22 protein-coding genes are annotated in these 21,513 nt (G+C 71.3%); 9 read left to right on the forward strand and 13 right to left on the reverse strand.

The features are described 5' to 3' along the window. The first annotated feature begins 7 nt into the window (after positions 1–7). The gene (locus BC793_RS15760) at positions 8–2,854 is read left to right on the forward strand and encodes a glycoside hydrolase family 2 TIM barrel-domain containing protein (RefSeq protein WP_109593264.1); all 2,847 of its coding nucleotides are present in this window, start codon (positions 8–10) and stop codon (positions 2,852–2,854) included. On the opposite strand, the gene BC793_RS15765 is transcribed toward BC793_RS15760, so the two are convergent. From BC793_RS15765 to BC793_RS15780, 4 genes are all read right to left on the reverse strand, one after another. Continuing rightward, positions 2,785–3,948 (reverse strand): cellulose-binding domain-containing protein, encoded by a 1,164-nt coding sequence (locus BC793_RS15765; RefSeq protein WP_109593265.1) that lies wholly within the window; start codon positions 3,946–3,948, stop codon positions 2,785–2,787. The two genes, BC793_RS15760 and BC793_RS15765, sit on opposite strands and share 70 nt — an antisense overlap. Positions 3,949–4,042: 94 nt before the next feature. Continuing rightward, positions 4,043–5,023, reverse strand: a complete 981-nt coding sequence (locus tag BC793_RS15770; RefSeq protein ID WP_109593266.1) for a phosphotransferase — start codon at positions 5,021–5,023, stop codon at positions 4,043–4,045. A gap of 81 nt (positions 5,024–5,104) precedes the next feature. After that, positions 5,105–5,302 (reverse strand): DUF397 domain-containing protein, encoded by a 198-nt coding sequence (locus BC793_RS15775; RefSeq protein ID WP_109593267.1) that lies wholly within the window; start codon positions 5,300–5,302, stop codon positions 5,105–5,107. A 16-nt stretch (positions 5,303–5,318) separates the two neighbouring features. Continuing rightward, the gene (locus tag BC793_RS15780; RefSeq protein ID WP_239170031.1) at positions 5,319–6,194 is read right to left on the reverse strand and encodes a helix-turn-helix domain-containing protein; all 876 of its coding nucleotides are present in this window, start codon (positions 6,192–6,194) and stop codon (positions 5,319–5,321) included. 443 nt (positions 6,195–6,637) lie between these two features. Here BC793_RS15780 and BC793_RS15785 point away from each other — a divergent pair, with 443 nt between their 5' ends. After that, the gene (locus BC793_RS15785; protein WP_109593492.1) at positions 6,638–6,850 is read left to right on the forward strand and encodes a hypothetical protein; all 213 of its coding nucleotides are present in this window, start codon (positions 6,638–6,640) and stop codon (positions 6,848–6,850) included. A gap of 14 nt (positions 6,851–6,864) precedes the next feature. Here BC793_RS15785 and BC793_RS15790 read toward each other — a convergent pair whose 3' ends face one another. After that, on the reverse strand, positions 6,865–7,464 hold the full coding sequence (locus tag BC793_RS15790) for a DUF1877 family protein (protein WP_109593269.1): 600 nt from the start codon (positions 7,462–7,464) through the stop codon (positions 6,865–6,867). Between the two features lie 7 nt (positions 7,465–7,471). After that, on the reverse strand, positions 7,472–8,020 hold the full coding sequence (locus BC793_RS49590; RefSeq protein ID WP_158319266.1) for a hypothetical protein: 549 nt from the start codon (positions 8,018–8,020) through the stop codon (positions 7,472–7,474). 159 nt (positions 8,021–8,179) lie between these two features. Between BC793_RS49590 and BC793_RS50585 the strand changes: the two genes are divergently transcribed. The 3 genes from BC793_RS50585 (at position 8,180) to BC793_RS15810 (ending at position 10,295) form a co-directional block, all read left to right on the forward strand. Next, positions 8,180–8,872 carry a hypothetical protein gene (locus BC793_RS50585; protein WP_203896211.1) on the forward strand — a complete coding sequence of 231 codons (693 nt, stop codon included), beginning with the start codon at positions 8,180–8,182 and terminating at the stop codon, positions 8,870–8,872. A gap of 165 nt (positions 8,873–9,037) precedes the next feature. Continuing rightward, positions 9,038–9,676, forward strand: coding sequence for a hypothetical protein (locus BC793_RS15805; protein WP_109593271.1), 639 nt, complete (start codon positions 9,038–9,040; stop codon positions 9,674–9,676). After that, the gene (locus tag BC793_RS15810) at positions 9,663–10,295 is read left to right on the forward strand and encodes a Fic family protein (protein WP_203896210.1); all 633 of its coding nucleotides are present in this window, start codon (positions 9,663–9,665) and stop codon (positions 10,293–10,295) included. Before BC793_RS15805 ends, BC793_RS15810 begins: the two co-directional genes overlap by 14 nt. Here BC793_RS15810 and BC793_RS15815 read toward each other — a convergent pair. Next, positions 10,267–12,582: a glycoside hydrolase family 9 protein gene (locus tag BC793_RS15815; RefSeq protein ID WP_109593272.1), complete on the reverse strand. Its 2,316-nt coding sequence runs from the start codon at positions 12,580–12,582 to the stop codon at positions 10,267–10,269. The two genes, BC793_RS15810 and BC793_RS15815, sit on opposite strands and share 29 nt — an antisense overlap. 258 nt (positions 12,583–12,840) lie before the next feature. On the opposite strand from BC793_RS15815, the gene BC793_RS15820 reads away from it, so the two are divergent. Next, positions 12,841–13,830, forward strand: a complete 990-nt coding sequence (locus BC793_RS15820) for a glycosyltransferase family 2 protein (RefSeq protein WP_109593273.1) — start codon at positions 12,841–12,843, stop codon at positions 13,828–13,830. Then, positions 13,818–15,002, forward strand: coding sequence for a mannosyltransferase family protein (locus tag BC793_RS15825; RefSeq protein WP_146246298.1), 1,185 nt, complete (start codon positions 13,818–13,820; stop codon positions 15,000–15,002). Before BC793_RS15820 ends, BC793_RS15825 begins: the two co-directional genes overlap by 13 nt. Here BC793_RS15825 and BC793_RS15830 read toward each other — a convergent pair. Next, a complete protein-coding gene (locus BC793_RS15830) occupies positions 14,979–15,605 on the reverse strand; it encodes a hypothetical protein (RefSeq protein ID WP_109593275.1) in 627 nt (208 codons plus the stop codon). The genes BC793_RS15825 and BC793_RS15830 overlap by 24 nt on opposite strands. A 33-nt stretch (positions 15,606–15,638) precedes the next feature. Here BC793_RS15830 and BC793_RS15835 point away from each other — a divergent pair, with 33 nt between their 5' ends. After that, positions 15,639–16,112, forward strand: a complete 474-nt coding sequence (locus BC793_RS15835; protein ID WP_109593276.1) for an SRPBCC family protein — start codon at positions 15,639–15,641, stop codon at positions 16,110–16,112. Positions 16,113–16,118: 6 nt separating this feature from the next. Here BC793_RS15835 and BC793_RS49595 read toward each other — a convergent pair whose 3' ends face one another. From BC793_RS49595 to BC793_RS15860, 5 genes are all read right to left on the reverse strand, one after another. Further along, a complete protein-coding gene (locus tag BC793_RS49595) occupies positions 16,119–17,090 on the reverse strand; it encodes a hypothetical protein (RefSeq protein ID WP_158319267.1) in 972 nt (323 codons plus the stop codon). Between the two features lie 2 nt (positions 17,091–17,092). Beyond that, the gene (locus BC793_RS15845) at positions 17,093–18,205 is read right to left on the reverse strand and encodes an acyltransferase family protein (RefSeq protein ID WP_109593278.1); all 1,113 of its coding nucleotides are present in this window, start codon (positions 18,203–18,205) and stop codon (positions 17,093–17,095) included. 81 nt (positions 18,206–18,286) lie between these two features. Then, positions 18,287–19,585 (reverse strand): beta propeller repeat protein, encoded by a 1,299-nt coding sequence (locus BC793_RS15850; RefSeq protein ID WP_109593279.1) that lies wholly within the window; start codon positions 19,583–19,585, stop codon positions 18,287–18,289. Beyond that, a complete protein-coding gene (locus BC793_RS15855) occupies positions 19,578–20,099 on the reverse strand; it encodes a sigma-70 family RNA polymerase sigma factor (protein WP_109593280.1) in 522 nt (173 codons plus the stop codon). The genes BC793_RS15850 and BC793_RS15855 overlap by 8 nt, the downstream gene beginning before the upstream one ends. Before the next feature lie 119 nt (positions 20,100–20,218). Beyond that, positions 20,219–20,812, reverse strand: a complete 594-nt coding sequence (locus BC793_RS15860; protein WP_109593281.1) for a TetR/AcrR family transcriptional regulator — start codon at positions 20,810–20,812, stop codon at positions 20,219–20,221. A 110-nt stretch (positions 20,813–20,922) separates the two neighbouring features. Between BC793_RS15860 and BC793_RS15865 the strand changes: the two genes are divergently transcribed. After that, positions 20,923–21,480, forward strand: a complete 558-nt coding sequence (locus BC793_RS15865; protein WP_109593282.1) for a hypothetical protein — start codon at positions 20,923–20,925, stop codon at positions 21,478–21,480. Positions 21,481–21,513: the final 33 nt, after the last annotated feature.

A 21,513-nucleotide genomic window follows, 5' to 3' on the forward strand; every position in this document is an offset into this window, starting at 1 on the left:
GGGACCCGTGACATCGTTTCGCACCGAACTGGCCTCCCCTCAGCCGGGCCGCGGCAGCCTTCCGGCCCGCGCCCACCTGCGGTCCGACGCGCCCCACCAGCCACTCGACGGCACCTGGCAGGTGCGCCGGCATCCCGGCGGCGCCTGGTCGGAGATCCGGGTGCCCGGCCACCTGCCGTTGCAGGGCCACGGTGCGCCGATCTACGCCAACGTGCGGTTCCCGTTCCCGGTCGACCCGCCCTTCCCGCCGGACGACAACCCGGTCCACGACCACCGGCTCGAGTTCGAGGCCGATCCCGCCGTGCTCGCCCACCCGTCGGTGCTGCGGTTCGAGGGCGTCGACGGCGCCGCGACGGTGTGGCTCAACGACGTCGAACTCGGCACCCTGCGCGGCAGCCGCCTGACGACCGAATTCGACACCACCGGCGTGCTCCGCGACGGCGTCAACGTGCTCGACGTGCGCCTGGCGCAGTGGTCGGCGCACAGTTACCTCGAGGACCAGGACATGTGGTGGATGCCGGGCATCTTCCGCAGTGTCACGCTGCTCGCGCGCCCCGAGGGCGGCATCCGGGACGTCTTCGTGCACGCCTCCTACGACCACCGCGACGGCTCCGGGACCCTGCGGGTCGACGTCGACAGCGATGCGGTGGTCACCGTCGGCGTGCCGGCTCTCGGCCGCGACGACCTGGGCGCGGGCGAGTCCCATCACTTCCGGTCCGTCGACCCCTGGACCGCCGAGAACCCCATGCTGTACGCCGTCCGCGTCCACACCCCCGCTGAGGTCGTCACCCTGCGCGTGGGTTTCCGGACGGTGCACGTGGCGGACGCGACCCTGATGCTCAACGGGCGGCCGCTGCTGCTGCGGGGCGTCAACCGGCACGAACATCACCCGCTGCACGGCCGGGCCGTCGACCTGGAGACCGCCCGCGCGGAACTGCTGCTGATGAAGAAGCACAACATCAACGCGGTACGGACCTCGCACTACCCGCCGCAGGCAAGCTTCCTGGACCTCACCGACGAACTGGGCCTGTACGTGATGGTCGAGAACGACCTGGAGACGCACGGCTTCGAGCCGAACGGCTGGCGCGGCAACCCCAGCGACGACCCGCAGTGGCGGGACGCCTACATCGACCGGATGCGGCGCACCGTGGAACGCGACAAGAACCACGCCAGCGTGCTCTTCTGGTCGCTCGGCAACGAGGCGGGCACCGGCGCCAACCTCGATGCGATCGCCCAGTGGGCCAAGCGGCGGGACCCGTCGCGGCTGGTGCACTACGAGGGCGACCGGCGTTCGCTGCACGTCGACGTGTACTCGCGGATGTACGCCGACACCGCCGAGGTCGCACGGATCGGCGCGTTCACCGAGCCGGAGGACGAGCACCGGCGCACGCTGCCGTTCCTGCTCTGCGAATACGCGCACGCCATGGGCAACGGGCCCGGCGGCCTCAGCGAGTACCAGGAGCTGTTCCACCGCTGGCCGCGGCTGGCCGGCGGCTTCATCTGGGAGTGGGTGGAACACGCACTGCACGGCGGCACCACCGCGGACGGCCGGACGATCCAGCTCTACGGCGGCGACTTCGGGGAACGTGTCCACGACGGCAGTTTCGTCATCGACGGCCTGGTCCACGCCGACAGGACGCCCGGACCAGGGCTCGCCGACGTGGCCCGGGTCTTCGCGCCGGTCGAACTCACCATCGACGCCTCGGCGTCCACGCTGACGATCGTGAACCGCTACCACAGCCTCGGCCTGTCCCACCTGGACGCCGGTTTCCCGCTGCCGCACGTCCCGGCGGGAGCCACGGTGACCGTGCCGCTGCAGCTGCGGTCAGCCCCGCCGCCGGGTGCGGACGGCGCGGTGGCCGTACCCCCGGATCTGCCGTTGACCGTGTCTCTGCGCGATCGGGACCAGGGGCATGAGGTGGCCTGGGCGCAGTATGTCCCGCCGCGCCCCCCGGTTTCTCTGCGGGCCACCGCCGTGCCGTCGGACGATCTGCGGCTCGGGCCGGCCGTCTTCGATCCGGGCACCGGGATGCCGGTGCGGCTCGGTGATCTGGACCTGCACGATGTGGCGGTGAGCCTGTGGCGGGCGCCGACCGAGAATGATCGCGGCCGGGGCTGGGAGGAGCACGACCTCCCGTCGATGGCCGACCGCTGGGCCGCGGCCCACCTCGACGACCTGCGGACCCGCCTGATCGACGTCACCGTCGACGGTGCCGCGCTGGTCGTGCGGACCCGCAGCGGCCCGCCGGTCATCGACGCCGGCGTGGACGTGACCTGGCGCTGGACCAGCGACGGTGAGGCGCTCGCTCTGGACCTGACCATCGAGCCCTACGGGCAGTGGCCGTGCGAGTGGGCCCGTGCGGGCATCGACCTGCGCCTCGACCGGCCGACGTCGCAGGTCACGTGGACCGGCTGGGGTCCCGGCCCGCAGTATCCGGACACCGGGCAGGGTGCCCGCTACGGCGACTTCACCGCCGACCGGGACACCTACGCCGAGCGAACGGTCCGTCCGCAGGAGCACGGGGCGCGCCGGATCGACGACGCGTTCATCGACGTCGGCGGGATCGGGCTGCGGGTGCGCGGTGTCGACGTGCCGTTGACCGTGCGGCCCTGGTCACGACAGACGGTCGCGGCCACCGCGCACGATCACGAACTGCCGGCCGCCACGTCCACGTGGATCTCGGTGGACGCGGCGGCCTCCGGGGTCGGCACGGCGTCGTGCGGGCCGGGGGTGCTGCCGGCCTACCGGCTCGCACCCTCGGTCCAGCGCCTGCGGGTGGTCCTTCAGCAGCCGATCCGGGAACTGCCGGCCGCCACGTCGTCGTACCAGAGCGTGTCGGAGCCCTCGCCGTAGCTCTCCCAGCCCAGCTTCAGGTCGGTGAGCCTCGGCCGGTACGTCCGGTTGAGCCACTGACCGTCGATGTCGTGCGTCGCCACCCCGTCCTGGAGCAGCCCCGGCACGGACACGTCGTTGAGCCAGGTCTGCATCGTCCCGTCCGCGCCGTTCACCTTGAACTCGACACAGTTCCAGGTGTCCACCGGCAGCGGCCGGGACAGGGCGACGCCGGCCGGGCTCTGTTCGGGCAGCGTGGCGTCGTCGGAGGCCCGGTTCCACTGGAGAGCGCCGTTCTGCCCGCCGAACCGCAGATCCCGGTCGCCGTCGTTGGCGTCCCGCAGCCCGACCATGGTGATGTGCGAGGTGGGCAGCGCGGTGGTGTGCTTCACCCAGTAGCGCACGTACACGGCGTCACCGAGGATGGCGGCGTTGCGGACGAAGACGTGGTTGCAGTAGCCGATCGCGCCGTTGATCCGCAGCGACGTGGTGCCGGTGTGTGCCACGGTCCGGTCCACCGTGGCCGTGCCGGTGCCCTGGCAGTCGGGGTAGGTGACGGCCCAGTCGCCGCCCGGTGTGCCGGCCGCCTGGCTCTCGAAGCCGTCACAGCGGATTCCGGTCCCGCAGACCGGCGCCGGGCCGGTGGACGTGCTGGGACTCGGACCCGTGCTGGGACCGGTGCTCGTGCTGGGGCTTGACGACGGCGGGACGTCGCCCGAGCAGGAGACGCCGTTGAGAGCGAAGTCGGCCGGTTTGACGTTGGACCCGGAGTAGGTCGCCTGGAACCCGAACGACGTCGCCCCACCGGTGGGCAGCGCGCCGTTCCAGCTCAGGTTCGACGCGGTGACCCTGGTGCCGGCCTGGCCGATCTGGGCGTTCCAGCCGTTGGAGACGGTCTGGTTACCGGCGAAGGTCCAGGACAGTGCCCAGGAACTGACGGCCGGGCCGGTGTTGGTGAGCTTGACGTCGGCGGTGAACCCGGTGGCCCACTGATTGACGGCGAAGTCGACGGTACAGACGGTGGCGGCCTGAGCTGCGGGGACGTGCAGCCCGGCGACGATCCCACCGGACGCGACGGCGACCGCCGCGACGGTGAGCAGGGGACGGAGGCGCATGGGGGAGACTCCTCGGGAACGGGGGTATGGGAGCGCTCCCAATATAGATGCTCGTGCATGAACGCGGAACCGTGCCGGGTACGGCTCCCGGCCCTCAGGGGCGGGGCAGCCGGCTCAGCGCCGCCGGGCCCCACCCGGTCGGGTCGTCGCCGGCCGGCACCATCGCCAGGCACTGCCAGAGCAGCAGGATGTCCAGCCAGTCCGCCTCCGCCGGGGTCAGCACCCGCTCGGATTCGTAGCCGGCGCGGAATTCCGCGTGCACCGCGGCCGGCACCGGCCCCCAGTCGTGATACCGGGTACCGAGCAGGACCGCCGCGCGGGCCAGGTCGACGATGCGGTGCTCGTGCCGGGCCTCCTCGAAGTCGAGGATCGCGGCGATCTCCCCGCGATGCCACAGGATGTTGGCCGAGCGGAAGTCGAAGTGGACGAGCTGCCGGGCAGACCGGTCGGCCGGCGCCGCGGCGACGAGCCCGCGCAGCGTGTCGCGGGCCGCCGGCGGCAGATGGCCCGCGGAGGAGTCCAGCCAGCCGGTGATCCGGTCGGCCAACGGCGGGAACGGTCCGGCGGCCCCGGGCAGCCGGCCGGCATCCGGATACGCCGCCAGCTCCTGCTGCAACCGGGCCAGCACGGCCCCGGCCGCCCGCACCTGCCCGGAATCGGCGGTGTCGAGGAGGCCGCCCACGATCTCCCGCTGCACGCCGATGGAGACCCCGTCGACCTCGATCTGCAGGCGCCCGTCCCGCGCCGCAACCGGCGCCGACACCGGCAGCCCCCGCTCGTGGAGCCAGCTGGTGAGCCGTGCCGTCTCCGCCAGGTGGGGGAAGATCCCGGGCACCACCGACCACTTCGCGAGCAGCCGCCCGGACGGCGTGGCGACCCAGGCCAGCGCGTTGCCGGCACTCATCACGATCCGCTCGCAGGAGTCGATGCGAACGCCCCAGTGCTTGTCCAGCGTGCCGGCGACCCAGCGGCCGGCCGCCGCTCCGTCGCTGAAACCGAACCGGCTGCCTAGCGTGTGACCGGGCTCCCGGGACTCCCACAGCATCTCCAGCACCGGCGCCTGCGATTCGACCATGCGGCGAATCCCACCACAGCACCGCAACCCCCGGCCGCCCGGCGCGATCAGGCGGCCGCTGCCGCGCTGCTCATCGTCCTGTCAGTCGTCGAACTCGCCGTTCTTCGCCCTGCCGATGAAGGCCTCCCATCCGGAGCGGGTGAAGGTGAGCGCCGGACCGTTCGGATCCTTGCTGTCCCGCACGGCGACGATGCCGGGCAGATTGTCAGCGACCTCGACGCAGTTTCCGGACGATCCCGAACGGGTGCTCTTACGCCATTTCGCACGAGACAGGTCCATACCCGCGCCCTCCTTGCTACGTCGCCAGGTCCTCAGAGATCTTGCCGAGCGTAGCCCGTGACTCTCTCGGACCGAGCGACAGCGCTTGCAGTTGCTCGTATGCGGCAGCGTAGGCGGAGATCTCACCCGGCCGCTCCAGATATAGCGCGCCGGTGAGGGTGTCGACGTACACCATCCGGTCCTCTGCGGCGTCGGGATACGGCTCGGGCAGCGGCGGGAAGTCGAGGATGACGAAGCTGCCGTCGAAACCGACGCCGGCCGCATACGGAAGCACGAGCACCTGGATGTTGCTCAGCTCCGACTGCTTGATGAGTCGATCGATCTGCGCCTTCATGACCGCAGGCCCGCCCACGAGACGCCGCACCGCTCCTTCGTCGAGTACGACACGCAACAGTGGCGGGTCGTCGGAGGTGAGGATCGCTTGTCGTTCCATCCTCAGGGCGACCTGTTTGTCGACCTCGTCAGGTCGCATCGGCACCGGTGCGCCCTCGAATGCCGCTCGCGCATACTCCTCGGTCTGAAGCAGGCCGGGGATCATCTGACATTCGTAACTGCGAATGACCGACGCCTCGGATTCCATGCCGACGAACGTGGTGAACCAGTCCGGCAGGACATCGTTGTATCGCTGCCACCAGCCGCGCTGCTTGGCCTGCCGAGCCACTGCGATGACCGCCTCGGCTTGATCGCCGTCCACCCCGTACACGTTCAGGAGCGCCCGTACGTCGTTGGGATGCGGCCGGACCTCGGCGTTCTCGATCCGCGAGAGCCAACTGGCGTCGTGGTCCACGCGCCGAGCGGCATCGGCCGCCGACAGGCCGGCGGTTGCCCGAAGTTGTTTGAGCGTGAGAGCGAGGCGCCGCCTGCGGACAGTGGGGCTCTGACGTTGAGTCACGCAATGCATCTTCCCGTTCAAACCGAATGCAGACAACATGACAGAGATTCGCAATACGCGTTTCCGCGAAAGTGTAATCCGCATGTTGCGGATTACATGTCCCCGTGCGACGGTGAGCCGAGGGGGTGCGGTGGTTGTGGATCCCGTGCTGTGGCAGCCGCACCCCTCCTGGCCCGTCACGCGGAAGGAGTGGCCATGCGAAGGCGACGGCATCGGCCGGTGCGTATGTGGCTCAAGCCCTGGAAGAGACGGTGCTCCTGCGGTTGGGGGTGGTTCCCCTGCCCGGACACCGTGACCAACGCCTGCCCGGCGGTCATCGACTCACTGGGTCTACCGCACGTCGATCCAGCCTGGAACGGGCCGGCGGCTCGCTACGCCCTCGCTCCCAGAAGTGACCAGCCGCCCCTGATGACGCGAGGTCAGCGGTGGCGCAGCCGTCACCGGTGACGGTCCATACCCCGCACCGTCCGTCGTGGGATTGCCTGGTATGCCACGAGCCCTGGCCCTGCGACCCGGCGCGCGACGAGCTGAGAGCCGACCACGACCACGTGCAGGTGGCCGTCTACATGTGGCAACAGCTCGAAGACGCGGTGCACGATCTTCCGCCGGCCCCGGCCGTCGTGTTCTTCGAGCGGTTCATCAAATGGACCGGCTGAACGACTCGCGTCGCTCAGTAGAGAGTGATCATCAAATCCAGGCCCCGGGCGGCGACGGTACGGCAATGGTCCGCCCAGGTGCGCAGGTCGCGCAGGTTGCGGGTGAAGCTCTCGTCGTCGTCCTCGTCGCGGTGGACCTTGTAGACGCCGATCTCGGCCATCTCCGCCACGGAGAACCCGCGCCGCGCCGCGACGACGTCGAGTTCGTCGATCAGCCGTACCGCGTCGGTCAGTTGCGCCGCCGTGGAGCACCGCCATGTGACGCCCTGACCGCTCCTGGCATGGTCGGCGAAGACCTCCGCTCCGAAGACCGCCCGGTGGGCCCGGGTCTGTTCGGCCTGCCGCCGGGTCCGGTCGGCGCGGTAGGCGGCCGGGTCCAGCAGATACCCGGCCTGCTCGTGATTCCTGCCCGGGAAGAAGTCATGGGTGAGCCGCGTGCCCTCCGGCAGGACGGCGAGCAGCTGCCGGGTGATCTCCGGCAGCTGCTCGCCCGGCCACGGGCCGCAGAACGGTGGCTGGTCCTCGACGATCGCCCACAGGTCCGGATCGGCGCGGATCCGGCGCATCGGCTCGTTGTCCAGCCGGACGGTCAGGCACGCGAAGTCGAGTCCCATGCGGCGGTCAGCCCTTGAGCAGCTCGGCGCCGATGGCGAGGATGCGGTCGATGGGGGCGCCGTGCGGCTGGCCGCAGTCGTGCACGGTCACGGTCGACGAGGGGGTCGCCACCTCGTACTCGAAGCCGTCGTTGCATGTCGGGGCCTCGGGAAGCGCCGCCTTGCCGCTGAACTCCGGTGTGGTGACCAGGCGGCGCAGCTCGTCGACGGTGGCGGCCGGCACGGTGACCTTCACCGCCGCCCGGTCCCGGGTCGTCACGGTCGCCGAACCGTTCGCCGCGATCTCCGCACGGTCGTCGACTCCGGCGAAACCGCCCCGGCGGCTGATCGTCAGCGGAAAGGCCGCCGACGATGCCGCGGTGGCCGTGGAAGAGGCCGAGGCGGACGCCGAGGGAGCCGTCGCCGAAGGCGACGCCGGCCCGGACGGGGCGGAAGGCGATGCCGGCCCGGCCGTGGCTGGTGACGACGGCGTGGAATCCGGGCTGTCGGCGCCGCATCCGGTCAGGCCGGCGAGCAGCAGGGTGGCCAGGACGATCGACGTGTATGACTTCGGCAACGGGTTTCCTCTGTTCGCGGACGGCATCGGCAATGGTAATTGCCCGCGGATCGGCAGCTTCCACCCATGGCAACCACAGGCTCAGCACAGCTGTGGTGGGGACTCTTCGCCACAGGTGTGCCGGCGTCCGGCCGGCCGCGCCGACCCGAGGAGAAGTCCGTGAAGAAGATCGGTGTGCTGGCCGCAGGTGCTCTCGCGGCCGGTGGCCTGGCCCTCGGCGGTGCCGCGGTGGCCAACGCCGCCCCGGCGACCCCCACGCCGAGCGCGTCGGCCGACGGGCCTGGCGGCAAGGCGGACCGGCCCGGCGGCAAGGCGGACCGGCCAGGCGGAAAAGGTCACGGTGCCGGCGGAAACGGCCGGCACGGCGGCGGTACGGCGGTGACCGGCGACGAGGCGGCGAAGGTGACCGCGGCGGTGACCGCCAAGGACGCGTCGGTCACGGTGTCCCGGGTGGTCAAGGGTGCCGACGGTGCGTATCACGTATTCGGGACCAAGGGCGGCGAGCGGGTGCACTTCGCGGTGAGCGCCGATCTCACGACCGTGACGGAGGGCAAGGCCGGCGGGGGTCGAGGCCACGGCAGGCCCGGCGGCGGTACGGCGGTGACCGGCGACGAGGCGGCGAAGGTGACCGCGGCGGTGACCGGCAAGGACGCGTCGGTCACGGTGTCCCGGGTGGTCAAGGGTGCCGACGGTGCGTATCACGTATTCGGGACCAAGGGCGGCGAGCGGGTGCACTTCGCGGTGAGCGCCGACCTCACGACCGTCACCGAGGGTAAGGCCGGGCGTGGCGGCGGCTTCGGGCCGAAGCGCGAGGGCCAGCGCCCCACGCCGTCGCCGAGCAAGACCAGCTGACCCGGCGGTTGATTAAGCCGAGCAACACCGGCGGACCCGGCTGGCCCGGCCGACCCTGCTGAGTCGGCTGAATCGGCTGAGTCGGCTGATCGCAAGGGTAGGCTGACCGGCTCACGTGTGAAGGAGCCGAGTACCGATGGTGACAGTCCGCCTGCCCGATGCGCCGTGACCGGCGCGCTGCCGTATCCGTCCGAGTTCAGGTGGGCGGATGTCGACCCGGCCGGCCGGACCTTCGACCGTGACACGGTGCCGAAGGTGGTGGCCGCGCTGGTCGGCAGTGCCGACGGGCTTGCGGCGCACCTGCTTCTGGCGACGGTGACAGCCGGGCTCGCCGAGCGGTACGGGTCGTGGACGGTCGGCTGGCGCTGGTCGTCGGGGGAGGACTCCGGCGGCCCGGTCACCGCCTGGTGCTGCCAGACGCATTCGGTGACCACACCGGAGGCGACCGCCGCCACGATCACCGCCGCACTGCTGGAGTGGCACGACTGGCTGACCGACATGGCGCAGCGGTTCGGCCGTTTCCTGCCGCTGCCCGCGGACGATCTGGACGGCTGGGAACGCGCGGTCGCCCACCTGATCACCGCGGTGGGGGAGAGCACCCGGTACGACTCCAGCTGGTACGACTGCTGCGAAACGGTGCTGGGCTGGTTCCTGGAGGCGGCCGGCATCGAGGAGTCACGACGCGCGGACCTGATCATGTACGCGGTCGGCGGCCGTTTCACCAGCTGGACCGATCCGCCACGCGAGTCGGTCCGGGCGGCCGCCGAGGATCTGGCGATCCGGATAGCCGTTGACCGCGACTGATCACCTGGCGGTGTGGCAGCGGGTGCGCGAGCAGGTGCCCTGGCGGGACGTCGTCCCGCATCCGGTCACCCCGGTGCCGGCGGTCCGGGACGGCTACCTGGACTTCGCCCGGCGGCGGCCCGGGCTGCCGGAGGCCTACGACGACGTCCGTGCGCAGGTCGCCGCCGGTGCGATCCTGACCCCGGACCTGCTGGCCCGGTGGAACGGGATCACCCGGGACATCCCGGCCGCCGGGTTCCGGCGCGGCACGGCATACGCCAAGAACGGCCGGGAGCGGTACGCCCTGCACGCCGACACCGAGAAGCGGTTCGCCGCCTGTGTGGCGCAGGCCGCCGACCGGGACGTCCCGGTGACCGCCCGCGCCGCCCGGCTCTATCTCGACGTCGCGTTCTTCCACCCGTTCGACGACGGGAACGCCCGCCTGGCCGGACTCGCGCTCCAGTTCGTCCTTCAGCGTGAAGAGGTACACCTGGACGAACCGGAGCCGATCCTCATCGCGGTACGCCGGGCCGACGACGCCGAGGGGGCGGCCGGGCTGGCCCGCCTCGTCCACGGCATCGCCGGCGCCACGCACCGCCGGTGGATGCGGGTCACGTCGTCGTGCAGGCCGTGCCGTTGAGCGCGAACGAGGTGGGTGCCGGGTTCGCGCCGGTGTGGGTGGCGTTGAAGCCGAAGGTCACCGTGCCGCCCGCCGGCAGGTTCCCGTTCCAGGACGTGTTGGTGGCCGTCACCTGGGTCCCGGCCTGGGTGACCGTGGCCGACCAGCCCTGCGAGACCTTCTGACCCGCGGTGTACGGGAAGGTCAGCGTCCACCCGTTGACCGCGGCCGGCCCGTTGGTGATCGTCACGGCGGCGGTGAAGCCGGAGCCCCAGTCGCTCGTCGTGTAGGCGATCCGGCATCCCGCGGCGGGCGACGGCGACGGCGAGGTCGACGGGGACACCGACACCGAGGGGGACACCGACACCGACGGCGAGACGGAGATCGACGTCGAGGGTGACGGGGACGATCCGCCCGGAACCGCACCCCAGACGAGTGCCGTCCCGTCGTACAGTGCAATCGCGGGGTTGGGGCCGGAGGCCGCCTGGTAGGACGGGTCGTTGGCCGGGTTCCACACGCCGCCCTCGGCGACACCGATCTTGAGCTGCACCTCCATCCGGTGTGCCGACTGCCCGGCGGGCGCGATCGTGTGCCCGGTGCAGTCGACCTCGACGTACCAGACGTCGCCGGCATGCTGCCTCGCCGCCGTCGGGCCGGGGCAGCCCTGGGTGTACGGCGAGCTGACCTGGAGGGCGGTGCCGTCGTCGCGGGTGAAGTAGTAGCGGAACCGTCCGGCGGTCAGCGCGCGGGCCGGGAACGCCGATTTGTTGTAGACGACCACCTTCACGCCGGTCGACCGGGTCTCGTTCTGCATGATCGTCGACTCGACCGACAGTTCCGGGATGTCCGGCGTCTCCGCGACCGGGAAGCCGGTCAGTGGCGCCCCGCCGAACTCGCCGTACAGCCGGGCGAGTGCGGACGTGAACCCGGCGTTGTAGTCGGTCGCCACCTCGTTCATCACGTAGTCGCCGCGGTTGTCGGTGTACTTGTCGTCCGGCGAGGAGGGTCCGCCGACCAGGGCGCCGTAGAGCACGTGCCGGGTCTCGGCCGGCACCTGCTGGCTGTCCCACCAGGAGCCGTGGGCCGTACGGTGATGGGGATTGCGCGGTGAGCCCGCGCCGAACCCGATCACGTAGCTGGAGTTCCGCGGGTTGTCGCCGAGGGCGTAGTTGATCTGCCGGACCGCGAAGTCGTGATAGCGCTGCTTACGGGTGGCGTCGGCGAGGTGGTCGCTGTGCACGAGGGCGACGAACGCGGTGTTGGCGGCGTAACGCAGCGCGCCCCACGAGTCGACGACCACCATGCCGCCCGGTGAGGTGCGCACCTTCTCGCCGTTGACGCCGACGGTGAACCAGTCGAGCCAGCGGTTCGCGTCGTCGAGGTACTTCTGCTTCCCGGTCAGCCGGGCGAGCAGCACGTAGTTGCCGTACTGCTTGTTGTCCCAGGAGATCGTCCACTTGTACATCTTGGTGCTGGTCTGATTCTCGTTGCCCTGCGCGTCGTAGCCGGCCTCGGCCTTCGCGAGGTAGGCGGCGTCGCCGGTGGCCCGGTGCAGCCAGATCGCACCCCACACCAGCTCGTCGGCGTAGCCGCTCCACGACTTGTAGAACGCCGTCGCGTCGGTGATGCACTCGTGGTAGTTCTTGCGCACCCGGTCGGCGAACGCGTACAGCTGCTTGGCGTGGGTGAGCAGGGTGTCGGCATACTGCGGGTCGGTGGGGCGGAAGACCAGGGAGCTGGCCGCCATCGCGGCCGCCGTCTCCGCCGCCAGCTCGCTGCCGCCACAGGTCGCGTCGATCTTGTACGCGGGACGCGCCATCGGCATCACCTCGGCCGGCCCCCACCACTTGTGGTCGTCGTCGCCCTTGCCGACCTGCCCGTAGAGCACGTCTGCCGACGGATGCGCCTTGATGAAGTAGTCGTTGGGCACCCGCAGGTTGTTCAGCAGGTGGGTCAACTGCCCGGAGGAGGCGTACGCGTCGCGGTTCTCCACGGCACCCCAGGCCAGCATGGTGGTGGTGAACGCCATCGGCAGGCCGAACTTGACGTGGTCGCCCGCGTCGTACCATCCGCCGGTCAGGTCCAGGCCCACGTCGGCGCCGTCGGTCATCGCCGAGTCGCCGCGCCAGGACACCCGGTTCCAGGCCGGCTTCTCACCGGCCACCTGCGCCTCGTAGAAGAGCAGTGACTTCTGGAGCGCCTCGCCGTAGCGGTAGGGCGCGGCGGCCGCATCGGACGGTACGGCGGCCCACAGCAGTCCGGCGCTGAGCGCGGCGGCGGTCAGGACGGTGGCGAGTTTCTTCAACATGCGCGGCCCTTCGCGGGGACAGTGACCGTCATCGTCACATGGGAGCGCTCCCACTTCAAGAGTGTGTCCATGGTGTTGCCGGAGAGGGTTCTCCCTGACGGTTCCCGGCCCCCCTGCGGATGGCACTCCGGCGCCGATTGAGAGGCAGATCTCCCGGCGACTCCCGAGAATGTGCCAGGCCACCGCCGCATGCCCGGACTTCGATCGATTGCGGGTCAGCCTTCTCCCCGCCGCGACGATCATGAAAGTGAGGGGCACATGGACGTCTCCGTACCACGGCTGTCGGTGGTGGTTCCGGTTTTCAACGAGGAGGACGTGCTGCCGCTCTTCGCACAGCGGATGCGGCCCGTGCTCGACGCGCTCGACCTGCCCTACGAGGTGCTCACCGTCGACGACGGCAGCCGGGACGCCACCCCGGCCGTGCTGGAGGGGATGCGCCGGCAGTGGCCGCAGCTGCGCGTCGTCCGGCTGCGCCGCAACAGCGGGCACCAGAACGCGCTCACCGCCGGCCTGCACCGCGCCCGCGGGCAGTACGTGGTGAGCATCGACGTCGATCTCCAGGACCCGCCCGAGGTGATCGCCGAGATGCTGCACCTGGCCGAGAGCGCGGGCCTCGACGTGGTCCACGGCGTGCGCGCCGACCGCAGCAGCGACAGCCGGTTCAAACGATGGACCGCCGGGATGTACTACCGCCTGGTGCGCCGGGTCGTCGGCGCGTCCGTACCGCACAACGCCGGCGACTTCCGGCTGCTCTCCCGGACCGCCGTGGACGCGCTCATCGACCTGCCCGAGCACGAGCCGGTCTACCGGCTGCTCGTGCCCTGGCTCGGCCTGCCCGGCGGCGAGGTCACGTACACCCGGGAACGGCGTGCCGCGGGCCGGTCCAAGTACCCCCTCGCCAAGATGGTCCGGCTCGCCCTGGACAGCGTCACCGGGTTCTCCGCCGCCCCGCTGCGGGTCGCCACCTGGCTGGGCTGTGCGGGCATCGCGCTGTGCGTGGCGATCGGCGGGGCGGCTCTGGCGGCGTACCTGTGGGGCACCGTCGTCCCCGGCTGGACGTCGATGTTCGTGGCCCTGATGTTCGTGGGCGCCCTGCAACTGCTCTGCCTGGGACTGCTCGGCGAATACGTGGCCCGGATCTTCACCACCCTCCAGGGCCGTCCGCCGTACGTGGTCACCTTCGACTCGGCGGCGACCGGCCGCCCGCTGGTGGAGACCGGCAAGGGAAGTACGCCGTGGAAACTCTGACCCCCGCTCCACCACAGCCGGTGGCCGCCGCGGTGAGCCACCGGCCCTGGCGGACGGCGTCACTGACCGGCCTGTCCGTCTGGGCCACCATGACCGTCCTGCACCTGGCCGTCAGCGCGCTGGCCCGGCTGCCCCGCCGTGCCGACGAGGCCGGTGGCCTCTGGTCGATCGCCCTGGCGTGGAACGGCTGGGACGCCGGGCACTACGTACGGATCGCCGAGGAGGGCTACCACATCGGGCCCGGCTTCCCGGCGTTCTTCCCGCTCTACCCGCTGCTGATCCGTGCCTTCGACGTCATCACGCCGGGCGGCCCGCTGCTCGCCGCCCTGCTCGTCGCGAACCTCGCCGCCTGGGGCGCCCTGGTCATGCTGCACCGGCTGGCCGACCACGAGTTCGGCCCGCGGGTCGCGCAGCGCGCCACCTGGTATCTGGCCGCCTTCCCGATGGGGTTCTTCCTGTTCATCGGCTACAACGAGTCACTGTTCCTGCTGCTGGCCCTCGCCGCGCTGTACGCCGGCCGCCGCGGGCACTGGTGGCTCGCCGGATCGCTGGGCGCGCTGTCGTCGGCCACCCGCCTGTTCGGGGTGCTGCTGATGGTCCCGCTGGCGGTGGAGTACCTGCGCCAGATCGGCTGGCGGCCCCGCGCGCTGCGGCCCGACGTGCTCGGGATCGCGCTGGTGCCCCTCGGGGTGGTCGCCTACAGCGTGTACTGCGCGATCGATCTGGGCAGCCCACTCGCCTTCAGCATCGCCCAGGACCAGTGGGGACGGCAGTACACCGTTCCGGGCGGAGCATGGCTGACCGCGATCGGGCAGGCCGGGCCGGGAGCGCTGGATCCGGCCACGATCGGCGCGGTCCTCGACGCCGGCACCACCCTGGCCGGTGTGGTGCTGCTGGCCCTCTGCGTGACCGGGCGGTTCAAGTTCCGCCGCGACCAGCTCTACCTGGTGGCCCAGGGCGCGATCACCCTCGTCATGCTGATGTCGACGGAGGTGAGTGGGCGTTCGATGCAGTCCGCCGCCCGCTACACCATGGAGGCCGTGGCGATCTTCCTGGTCCTGGCCCGGATGGGCTCGCATCAGCTGGTCGACCGGATGGTGCTGGTCGTCGGCGTCGGGCTGCACGCGGTGTTCCTGGTGGTCTTCATGTCAGGAACGTTCCTCGTCGCCTGACCCGACCTCGACGGTGGTGGTGATGCGGACCAGCGACGGGGAGCGTGGCGCCGAGCCGAAGCCGAACCGGACCGGCGGATCGACCGGTGCGAGACGGCCGAGGTCGGTGCCGTCGAAGACCGCGGTGGCCGTGGTGACGTGGTGCAGGTCGCGGACGGCGTACCACTCGCGGCGGCCGTTACCGGCGCTGCCGTACGTGCGGACACCCCGCAGGAGCCGGGCGGGCGGGTCGATCAGCCGCACCCACAGCAGATGCCGGGCCAGGGCCGCCGGGACCGCGTGCAGCAGCCGGCCCAGCACGCCCCGGCCACCGGTGGTGAACCGCAGGTGCAGCGGCCCGGCCGTCACCGTCCACGCGGCCGGGGACCGGTCGACGGTGATCGGCACCACGCGTACCTCGTCGAAGGTGTAGGTCCGGGCGACGAACCGGGCCAGCTCCGCGGTCTCCGCCAGCAGCAGGCGATGACCACCGGGCTGCTCGACCATGACGTCGGTGACCGGCCCGAACGGTGAGCCCGGCCAGTGCCCGACCACTAGGCGGGTGCCGCCGGTCGTGCCCAGCCCGGCGATCCATCCGTCGAAACGCAAGTGCACGTGATCCATCCCGATGTCATACCCCGCGGTTAGCGTTACCGCATGACCCGATTCGTCGTCACCAGGGATGTGCGTGCCACCGCCACCGCCACGTGGGACACGCTCGTCGATTGGCCCCGGCACGGTGCGTGGGTGCCGCTGACCGTCCTGCGGGTGGAGAGCGAGCGGGCCGGCGGCGTCGGTGCCCGGTTCGTCGCCCGGACCGGGGTGGGGCCGCTGGCCTTCGACGACCCGATGACCGTGGTGGCCTGGGAGCCACCGGGCGGCGACGACCCGGGCGACCGGCCCGGCCGGTGCGAGATCACCAAACACGGGCGGGTCGTGCACGGCGGCGCCGCGTTCTCGGTGACGCCGCTGCCCGGCCGCCGCTGCCGGGTGGAGTGGCTGGAGGACGTCACCGTCTCCCCGCGCCGCCTCACCCGCTACGCCGGGCCGCTGATCGCCCTCATCGGCCGGGCGGGTTTCGCCGCCACGCTGCGAGGCCTGGCCCGCGATGTGGAGGGGCGGCCGGCGTGACGGCGGTCAGTTCGCACCGGTGATGTCGATGCGCAGGGCGACCGGGAGGCCGTCCGCGTCGACGTCCAGGTGGACGAGGAAGAAGCCGTCACCCACCGAGGTCATCGCCATCAGGATGTCCGCGCCGGCGACCCGGATCACGCCGGCGTCGTGCTCGGAGGCCCGGACCGCCCGCATCACCTGCCAGTGATGCGAGTGCGGCCGGAAGTCGGCGGCGAAGCGCGGTGCGCCGGGCTCGTCGCGGCGGGCCTCCAGGGCCAGCGCCCGCTGGTAGGCGTCCTCGACGGGCAGGTCGAGCCAGCCGTACCGGACGTCGGCGGAGTCGTCGAGCCGGGGGACGCTGAACTCGGCGGCGATCAGGTCCTCGTCGCCGCCCCAGAGGACCAGATCGGCCAGGCCGTCCAGCGGCAGGACGTGTTCCCACGAGTTCAGCGCGCCGGCGTCGGCGAAGACGAAGCGGGCGTGATCGACCCCGAGCTCGCAGAACTCCCACGAGTCGGTGACCGGCTCGTTGCTGAAGGCGACCCGGATGGACTCCCAACCGGACTCACCGGGGACCGCGGTGACGGGCAGCGGCCGGTCGGCCGGGACCTCGATCGGCAGCACCGGGACGCCCATCATCTTGAACTCCGGCTGCCGGGCCTCGACCGCGTGCCGCACCCGCTCCCGGTGCGGGACCTGCCGGTCGAACGCGCGCAGCTTCGCGTCGTGTCCCTGCTCGCGGCAGTGCTCGTCGAACATCGCGGTGACATCGGCGACGGCGTGGACGGGAATGTCGTACAACCGGGTGCCGGTCTGCCGGTCGAAGGAGTCCGCCGCCTCCTCGGCGTCCGGCCCCTCGATCGCGAAGTCGATCGCCGGGTGGTCCTCGTCGTCCGGCACCCGATCACCGGACCACATCTCCAGGTAGCCGCCGTCCGTGATCACCAGGTGCCCGGACGGGCACGTCACCTCGCCGAGTACCACTTCTGTCGCCATGGTCACGGAGTGTACGACCGGAACGGTTTCTCGAAGACCGCGGCGAACAGACGCGCCGTCACCAGGCACAACGGGAGTACCACGGCCACGGTGACGCCGAAGACGACCGGCCGGGAATCGGTGTGCGGCGCGACGAGCAGCGTGCTGACCAGCGCGACCACCGGCATATGGATCAGATAGAGGCTGTAGGAGCAGTCGCCGAGCGACTGCAACGGCCGGCTGCTCAACGACCGGACCAGCCGGGCCGGCCGGCGGGTGGCCACACCGGCCAGGAACATCGCGATCGCGGGCCCCACCGCCAGGTCGATCCAGTAGTAGTTGGCGACCGTCCACACCGAGCCCCGGACGGCGATCAGCGTCAGCACCGGCGCGGCGGCCAGCGCGGAGAGGCTCAGCCACGGCAGGCGCCGGATCCGGTCACCGGCCGTGACGATTCCGGCGGCCAGCACCCCCACGGTGAACAGCGGAGCCAGCTCGAAGGTGTAACCGGTCGGCCGGGACCCGGTGGACAGGGCCGGGAAGAGCAGGCCGGCCACCACGACCGGCACGGTGACCACCGCCAGCGTCACCGCCGTGCCGGCCCGGCGGCGCAGCAGCAGCACCAGCGGGAACAGCAGGTACAGGCAGGCTTCGGCGGCGATCGACCAGAACGCGCCGTTCGGCGCGGGTGCGGCGACGACATCCTGGAGCAGCAGGGCGTAGACGGCGAACGAGTCGAGGGTCGGCGGTTCGCTGTGCGGGAGGTACGGGACGGCGGTCGCGATCACGGCGCTGGCGATGAGGGCCGCCCAGTAGGCGGGCAGGATCCGCCGGGCCCGCCGCAGGGTGTAACGCCGGGCGCCGCCGAGTCGCCAGGCGTTCCGGGCCGGTGCGATGGCCAGCGAGAACCCGGACAGGACGATGAACACGACGACCGCGAGCCGGCCGTGCAGCAGCCAGCCGAGCCAGCCCGGGCCGGTGTTCGCCGGATAGCCGGGGAACGCCAGCAGCCAGCAGTGATGCACCACGACGTAGAGGGCGGTCAGGCCGCGGATGCCGTCGAGCCCCGCCACCCGCCGGTCGTCGCGGGGTGGCCCGGCGGTCACGGCCGCCGGTTCCGCGGTGAGGACAGTCATGGTCGTCTCTGCCTTTCGGGCGCACGCCGGCCACCGGAGCCGGCCTACGGCCGGTCCGTCACACGGTGTGAAGGTGGGGGGTTAGGGGACGCGGACCTGCTGCCAGGTCAGACCGTCTTCAGACAGGTACGCCTCGGCCCCCGAGGACGGCATCAGGTACGGCTGATCCGCCTGCTCCGTGGTGATCTGCACCGACCGGATCGCGGCCTCGGGCATGCCGGACAGGGTGACCTGGGTGTATCGACCGGTACCACGGCCGGCGACGACGCCGGTGTAGGTCGGGATGATGTGCGAATCGTCGGCGGTGACATACCCCGGAAACGCCCGGACGCTTTCGACGGACTCGCCGGCCTTCCAGGTCGCCCCACCGTCGGTGGTGTAGTGGGAGTCGAACGTCCCGTCTTTCCGGCGGGTCATGGCATACGCCGTCGCCCCGGAGCCGGACGCGATCTTCGGCGTGAACAGCCCGGCCGGAAATCCGCTGTCGGCCGGCATCACCGCGGCACCGGTGAAGACATGGGTCTGCCAGGTCCGGCCGCCGTCGGAACTGGTCGCCACCGCCGGTCTCCTCGTGACCGGATCCAGCCCCGGCACCCAGAGCCGCTCGCTGATCGGCACGCTGATCTGATCCGTCCATCCGGGTTCGATCGTGATGCCGGTGGGCTGGGTGGCCAGGGGACTGAACCGGCCGCTGCCCGGGTCGAGCACACCGACCTTGCAGTCCGGGGCTTCCACGAGGTCACAGTCGACCGGTCGGGCACCCTCCGGAACGGCGTCGGCCGGTTCGGTGGCGGCTGCGGCCTGCTCCCAGTGGCGACCGCCGTTGCGGCTCACCCAGGTCTGCATGATCGAGACCGGCGCGGTCGGGCCGGCTGTCGGGCCGCCCGTGCTCTGCGTCTCGATCACGTTGCCGACGGGCACGCGCTGTTCACGCCAGATGAGAAGCCCCGGGCCCGGCGCGGCCAGCGACACCTGGCGCGGAGTGTGAACGTCGCCCGGCGTGGGCGGCACGCTGCGCGCCTGCCAGTTGCCACCGCCGTCCGGCGACACGTACAGCTCGGAGTCGCAGTTCTCGCATGACGTTACGAGTCCGTAGAGTTCGGAGCCGGTGCTCGCCGACGCCGTCATCCAGGGCCAGCTGCAGTCGGCCGTGCAGGTGACCTCCGGGACGGGATCGAGCGAACCGTAGTCGGGCGGGGCGTTCTGGACCGTGTAGCCGAAGCTCGCCGCGGCCAGCACGGTCACCACGAACACCGCACTCGTCGTGGCGGCCCGGCGCCGTCGGACCTTGCCGGCCCGCTGCCGGACGGTGGTGAACTCGGGCTGCCGCACCGCGTCGGCGACGTCCGACCGCAGCCGCTCGAATTGTGGTTCACGCATGGCGTACCCCCTCGGGCAGTGAGACCGGCACGTCGTCGGAGAGGAACTCGGCCAGCGCCGCCCGGCCCCGGGTCAGCCTGGCCTTGACCGTGCCCACCGGAACGCCGAGCGTGGCCGCGACCTCGGCCACCGACAGGTCGGCCAGATGGTGCAGCACCACCGCCTCCCGGGTCGGCCGCGCCAGCCGCCGCAGTGCCGTGACCAGGGCCACCCGATCGCCGGTGACGCCCGGCGTGGCGGCCGGAGTGGCCTCGACCCGGCCCGAACTGACCAGCCGGTCGAACAGCCATCGCCGCCGGTAGCGGGTCCGGGCGACGTTGAGGGCCACGACCCGCAGCCACCGCTCGGCGTCGTCGGCGCGCAGGAACGACCGCGGCGAGGCCAGCACCCGGGCGAACGCCTCGTGCACCGCGTCCTCGGCCTCGGCGAGATCACCGACCAGACCGAAGACCTGCGTCACCAGTCGCCGGTAGTAGGCCTCGTACGCCTGACGTACCGCGTCCTCGGCCTCCACGCACCCTCCCCGTCGTCGGTGCTCGTCCTGTCGTCGTCCCAGGAAGGACCGACACCTCGACCGTACGGTTGCATCGGGGTTCGAAGTTTTTCGGTACGGACACCGAGTGGCGGGCCGGGTCAGCCGGCCGGGGTCCCGTGGATGCGGACGAGGCCGTCGACGCCGCGCAGGAAGGTCTCGCAGATCGCGTCCGGGTCGAAGAGGCAGCCGGCCGCCATCGCGCCGTCGCGGAGCATGACGAAGTGCTGGGCGGCCGGCTCCGCTCTGGCTGCCTGGAGCTCGGCCATCAGCGTGTTGACGGTGTCGAGGAACCACCGCCGGTGGGCGAGGACGGCCTGGTGCACCGGGTGGGCCGGGTCCGGGTATTCGGCGACCGCGTTCAGGAAGGCGCATCCCCGGAAGCCGGGTGTTCTGATGCCGTCGGCGATGGCCGCCGCGATGGCCCGGACGGTGTCGCCGGCTGACGCGCCGGGCACGACGGCCGTGGTGATCTGGTGACGGATGGCCTGGTCGGCGCTCTGCAGATAGGCCAGGACCAGGTCTTCTTTGCCGGGGAAGTGCCGGTAGAAGGTCGCCCGGGTCACCTTGGCCTCGGCGATGATCCGGTCGACGCCGACCGAGTGGATGCCCTCGGCGTAGAAGATCCGGCTCGCGGTGGCGAGGAGCCGTTGCCGTGCCTCGGACGGCCGGGTCTCGGTTTCGGTGCGTGCCATCCACCGATCATAGCCAGACGGCGAGATAGAACGTTCGGTCTTGACAACGCGGCCGCCGCCCGTCATCTTTGGCCGAGACAGAACGTTCGTTCTACCTGTGAGGGATCGCCATGACCACCGTTACCGCCCCCGGCATCTCGACGACTGCGGCCGCCCTGCGGCGGCTGTACTTCGTCCGGTTCGCCTTCGCCGTCATTTGGGCCGGTGTGACGACCGCGGTCGCCGACGAGCTCAGCCCTCTCACCGCCGTGCTCTTCGTGATCTACCCGCTCTTCGACGTGGCCGCCGCGATCGTCGACGCCCGCGCCTCGCGCAGCACCGGCTCGCCCACCCTGCTCCACCTGAACATCGCGGTCAGCTCGCTCACCGCGATCGGACTGGCCCTCGCGAGTACCTCGGGGGTCCCCGCGATGCTGCGGGTGTGGGGTGCCTGGGCGATCGTGGCCGGTGTGATCCAGCTGCTGGTCGGCGTGCGCCGCCGCACGATGGGCGGCCAGTGGCCGATGATCTTCAGTGGCGGCCTGTCGGTGCTGGCCGGTGGCTCCTTCGTCGCGGCCGCCTCGGCGGCCCAGCCGGCGCTCGCCAACGCCGTCGGCTACGCCATCCCCGGCGCGATCTTCTTCCTCATCGCCGCCATCCGTCTCGGCCGCGCGGCGAAGGGCAACTGACCATGACGGAGTTGGCATACGACGTGATCGCGG

Source organism: Actinoplanes xinjiangensis, assembly GCF_003148685.1.
GTDB classification, from domain to species: Bacteria; Actinomycetota; Actinomycetes; order Mycobacteriales; family Micromonosporaceae; genus Actinoplanes; species Actinoplanes xinjiangensis.

Coding starts and splice junctions, on each gene's coding strand:
- BC793_RS15860 (WP_109593281.1), bottom strand. CDS start 20,812: ATGGCACGCACCGAAACCGAGACCCGGCCGTCCGAGGCACGGCAACGG.
- BC793_RS15850 (WP_109593279.1), bottom strand. CDS start 19,585: ATGCGTGAACCACAATTCGAGCGGCTGCGGTCGGACGTCGCCGACGCG.
- BC793_RS15815 (WP_109593272.1), bottom strand. CDS start 12,582: ATGTTGAAGAAACTCGCCACCGTCCTGACCGCCGCCGCGCTCAGCGCC.
- BC793_RS49595 (WP_158319267.1), bottom strand. CDS start 17,090: ATGGCGACAGAAGTGGTACTCGGCGAGGTGACGTGCCCGTCCGGGCAC.
- BC793_RS15845 (WP_109593278.1), bottom strand. CDS start 18,205: ATGACTGTCCTCACCGCGGAACCGGCGGCCGTGACCGCCGGGCCACCC.
- BC793_RS15775 (WP_109593267.1), bottom strand. CDS start 5,302: ATGGACCTGTCTCGTGCGAAATGGCGTAAGAGCACCCGTTCGGGATCG.
- BC793_RS15790 (WP_109593269.1), bottom strand. CDS start 7,464: ATGGGACTCGACTTCGCGTGCCTGACCGTCCGGCTGGACAACGAGCCG.
- BC793_RS15770 (WP_109593266.1), bottom strand. CDS start 5,023: ATGGTCGAATCGCAGGCGCCGGTGCTGGAGATGCTGTGGGAGTCCCGG.
- BC793_RS15765 (WP_109593265.1), bottom strand. CDS start 3,948: ATGCGCCTCCGTCCCCTGCTCACCGTCGCGGCGGTCGCCGTCGCGTCC.
- BC793_RS15835 (WP_109593276.1), top strand. CDS start 15,639: ATGACCCGATTCGTCGTCACCAGGGATGTGCGTGCCACCGCCACCGCC.
- BC793_RS15820 (WP_109593273.1), top strand. CDS start 12,841: ATGGACGTCTCCGTACCACGGCTGTCGGTGGTGGTTCCGGTTTTCAAC.
- BC793_RS15830 (WP_109593275.1), bottom strand. CDS start 15,605: ATGGATCACGTGCACTTGCGTTTCGACGGATGGATCGCCGGGCTGGGC.
- BC793_RS15865 (WP_109593282.1), top strand. CDS start 20,923: ATGACCACCGTTACCGCCCCCGGCATCTCGACGACTGCGGCCGCCCTG.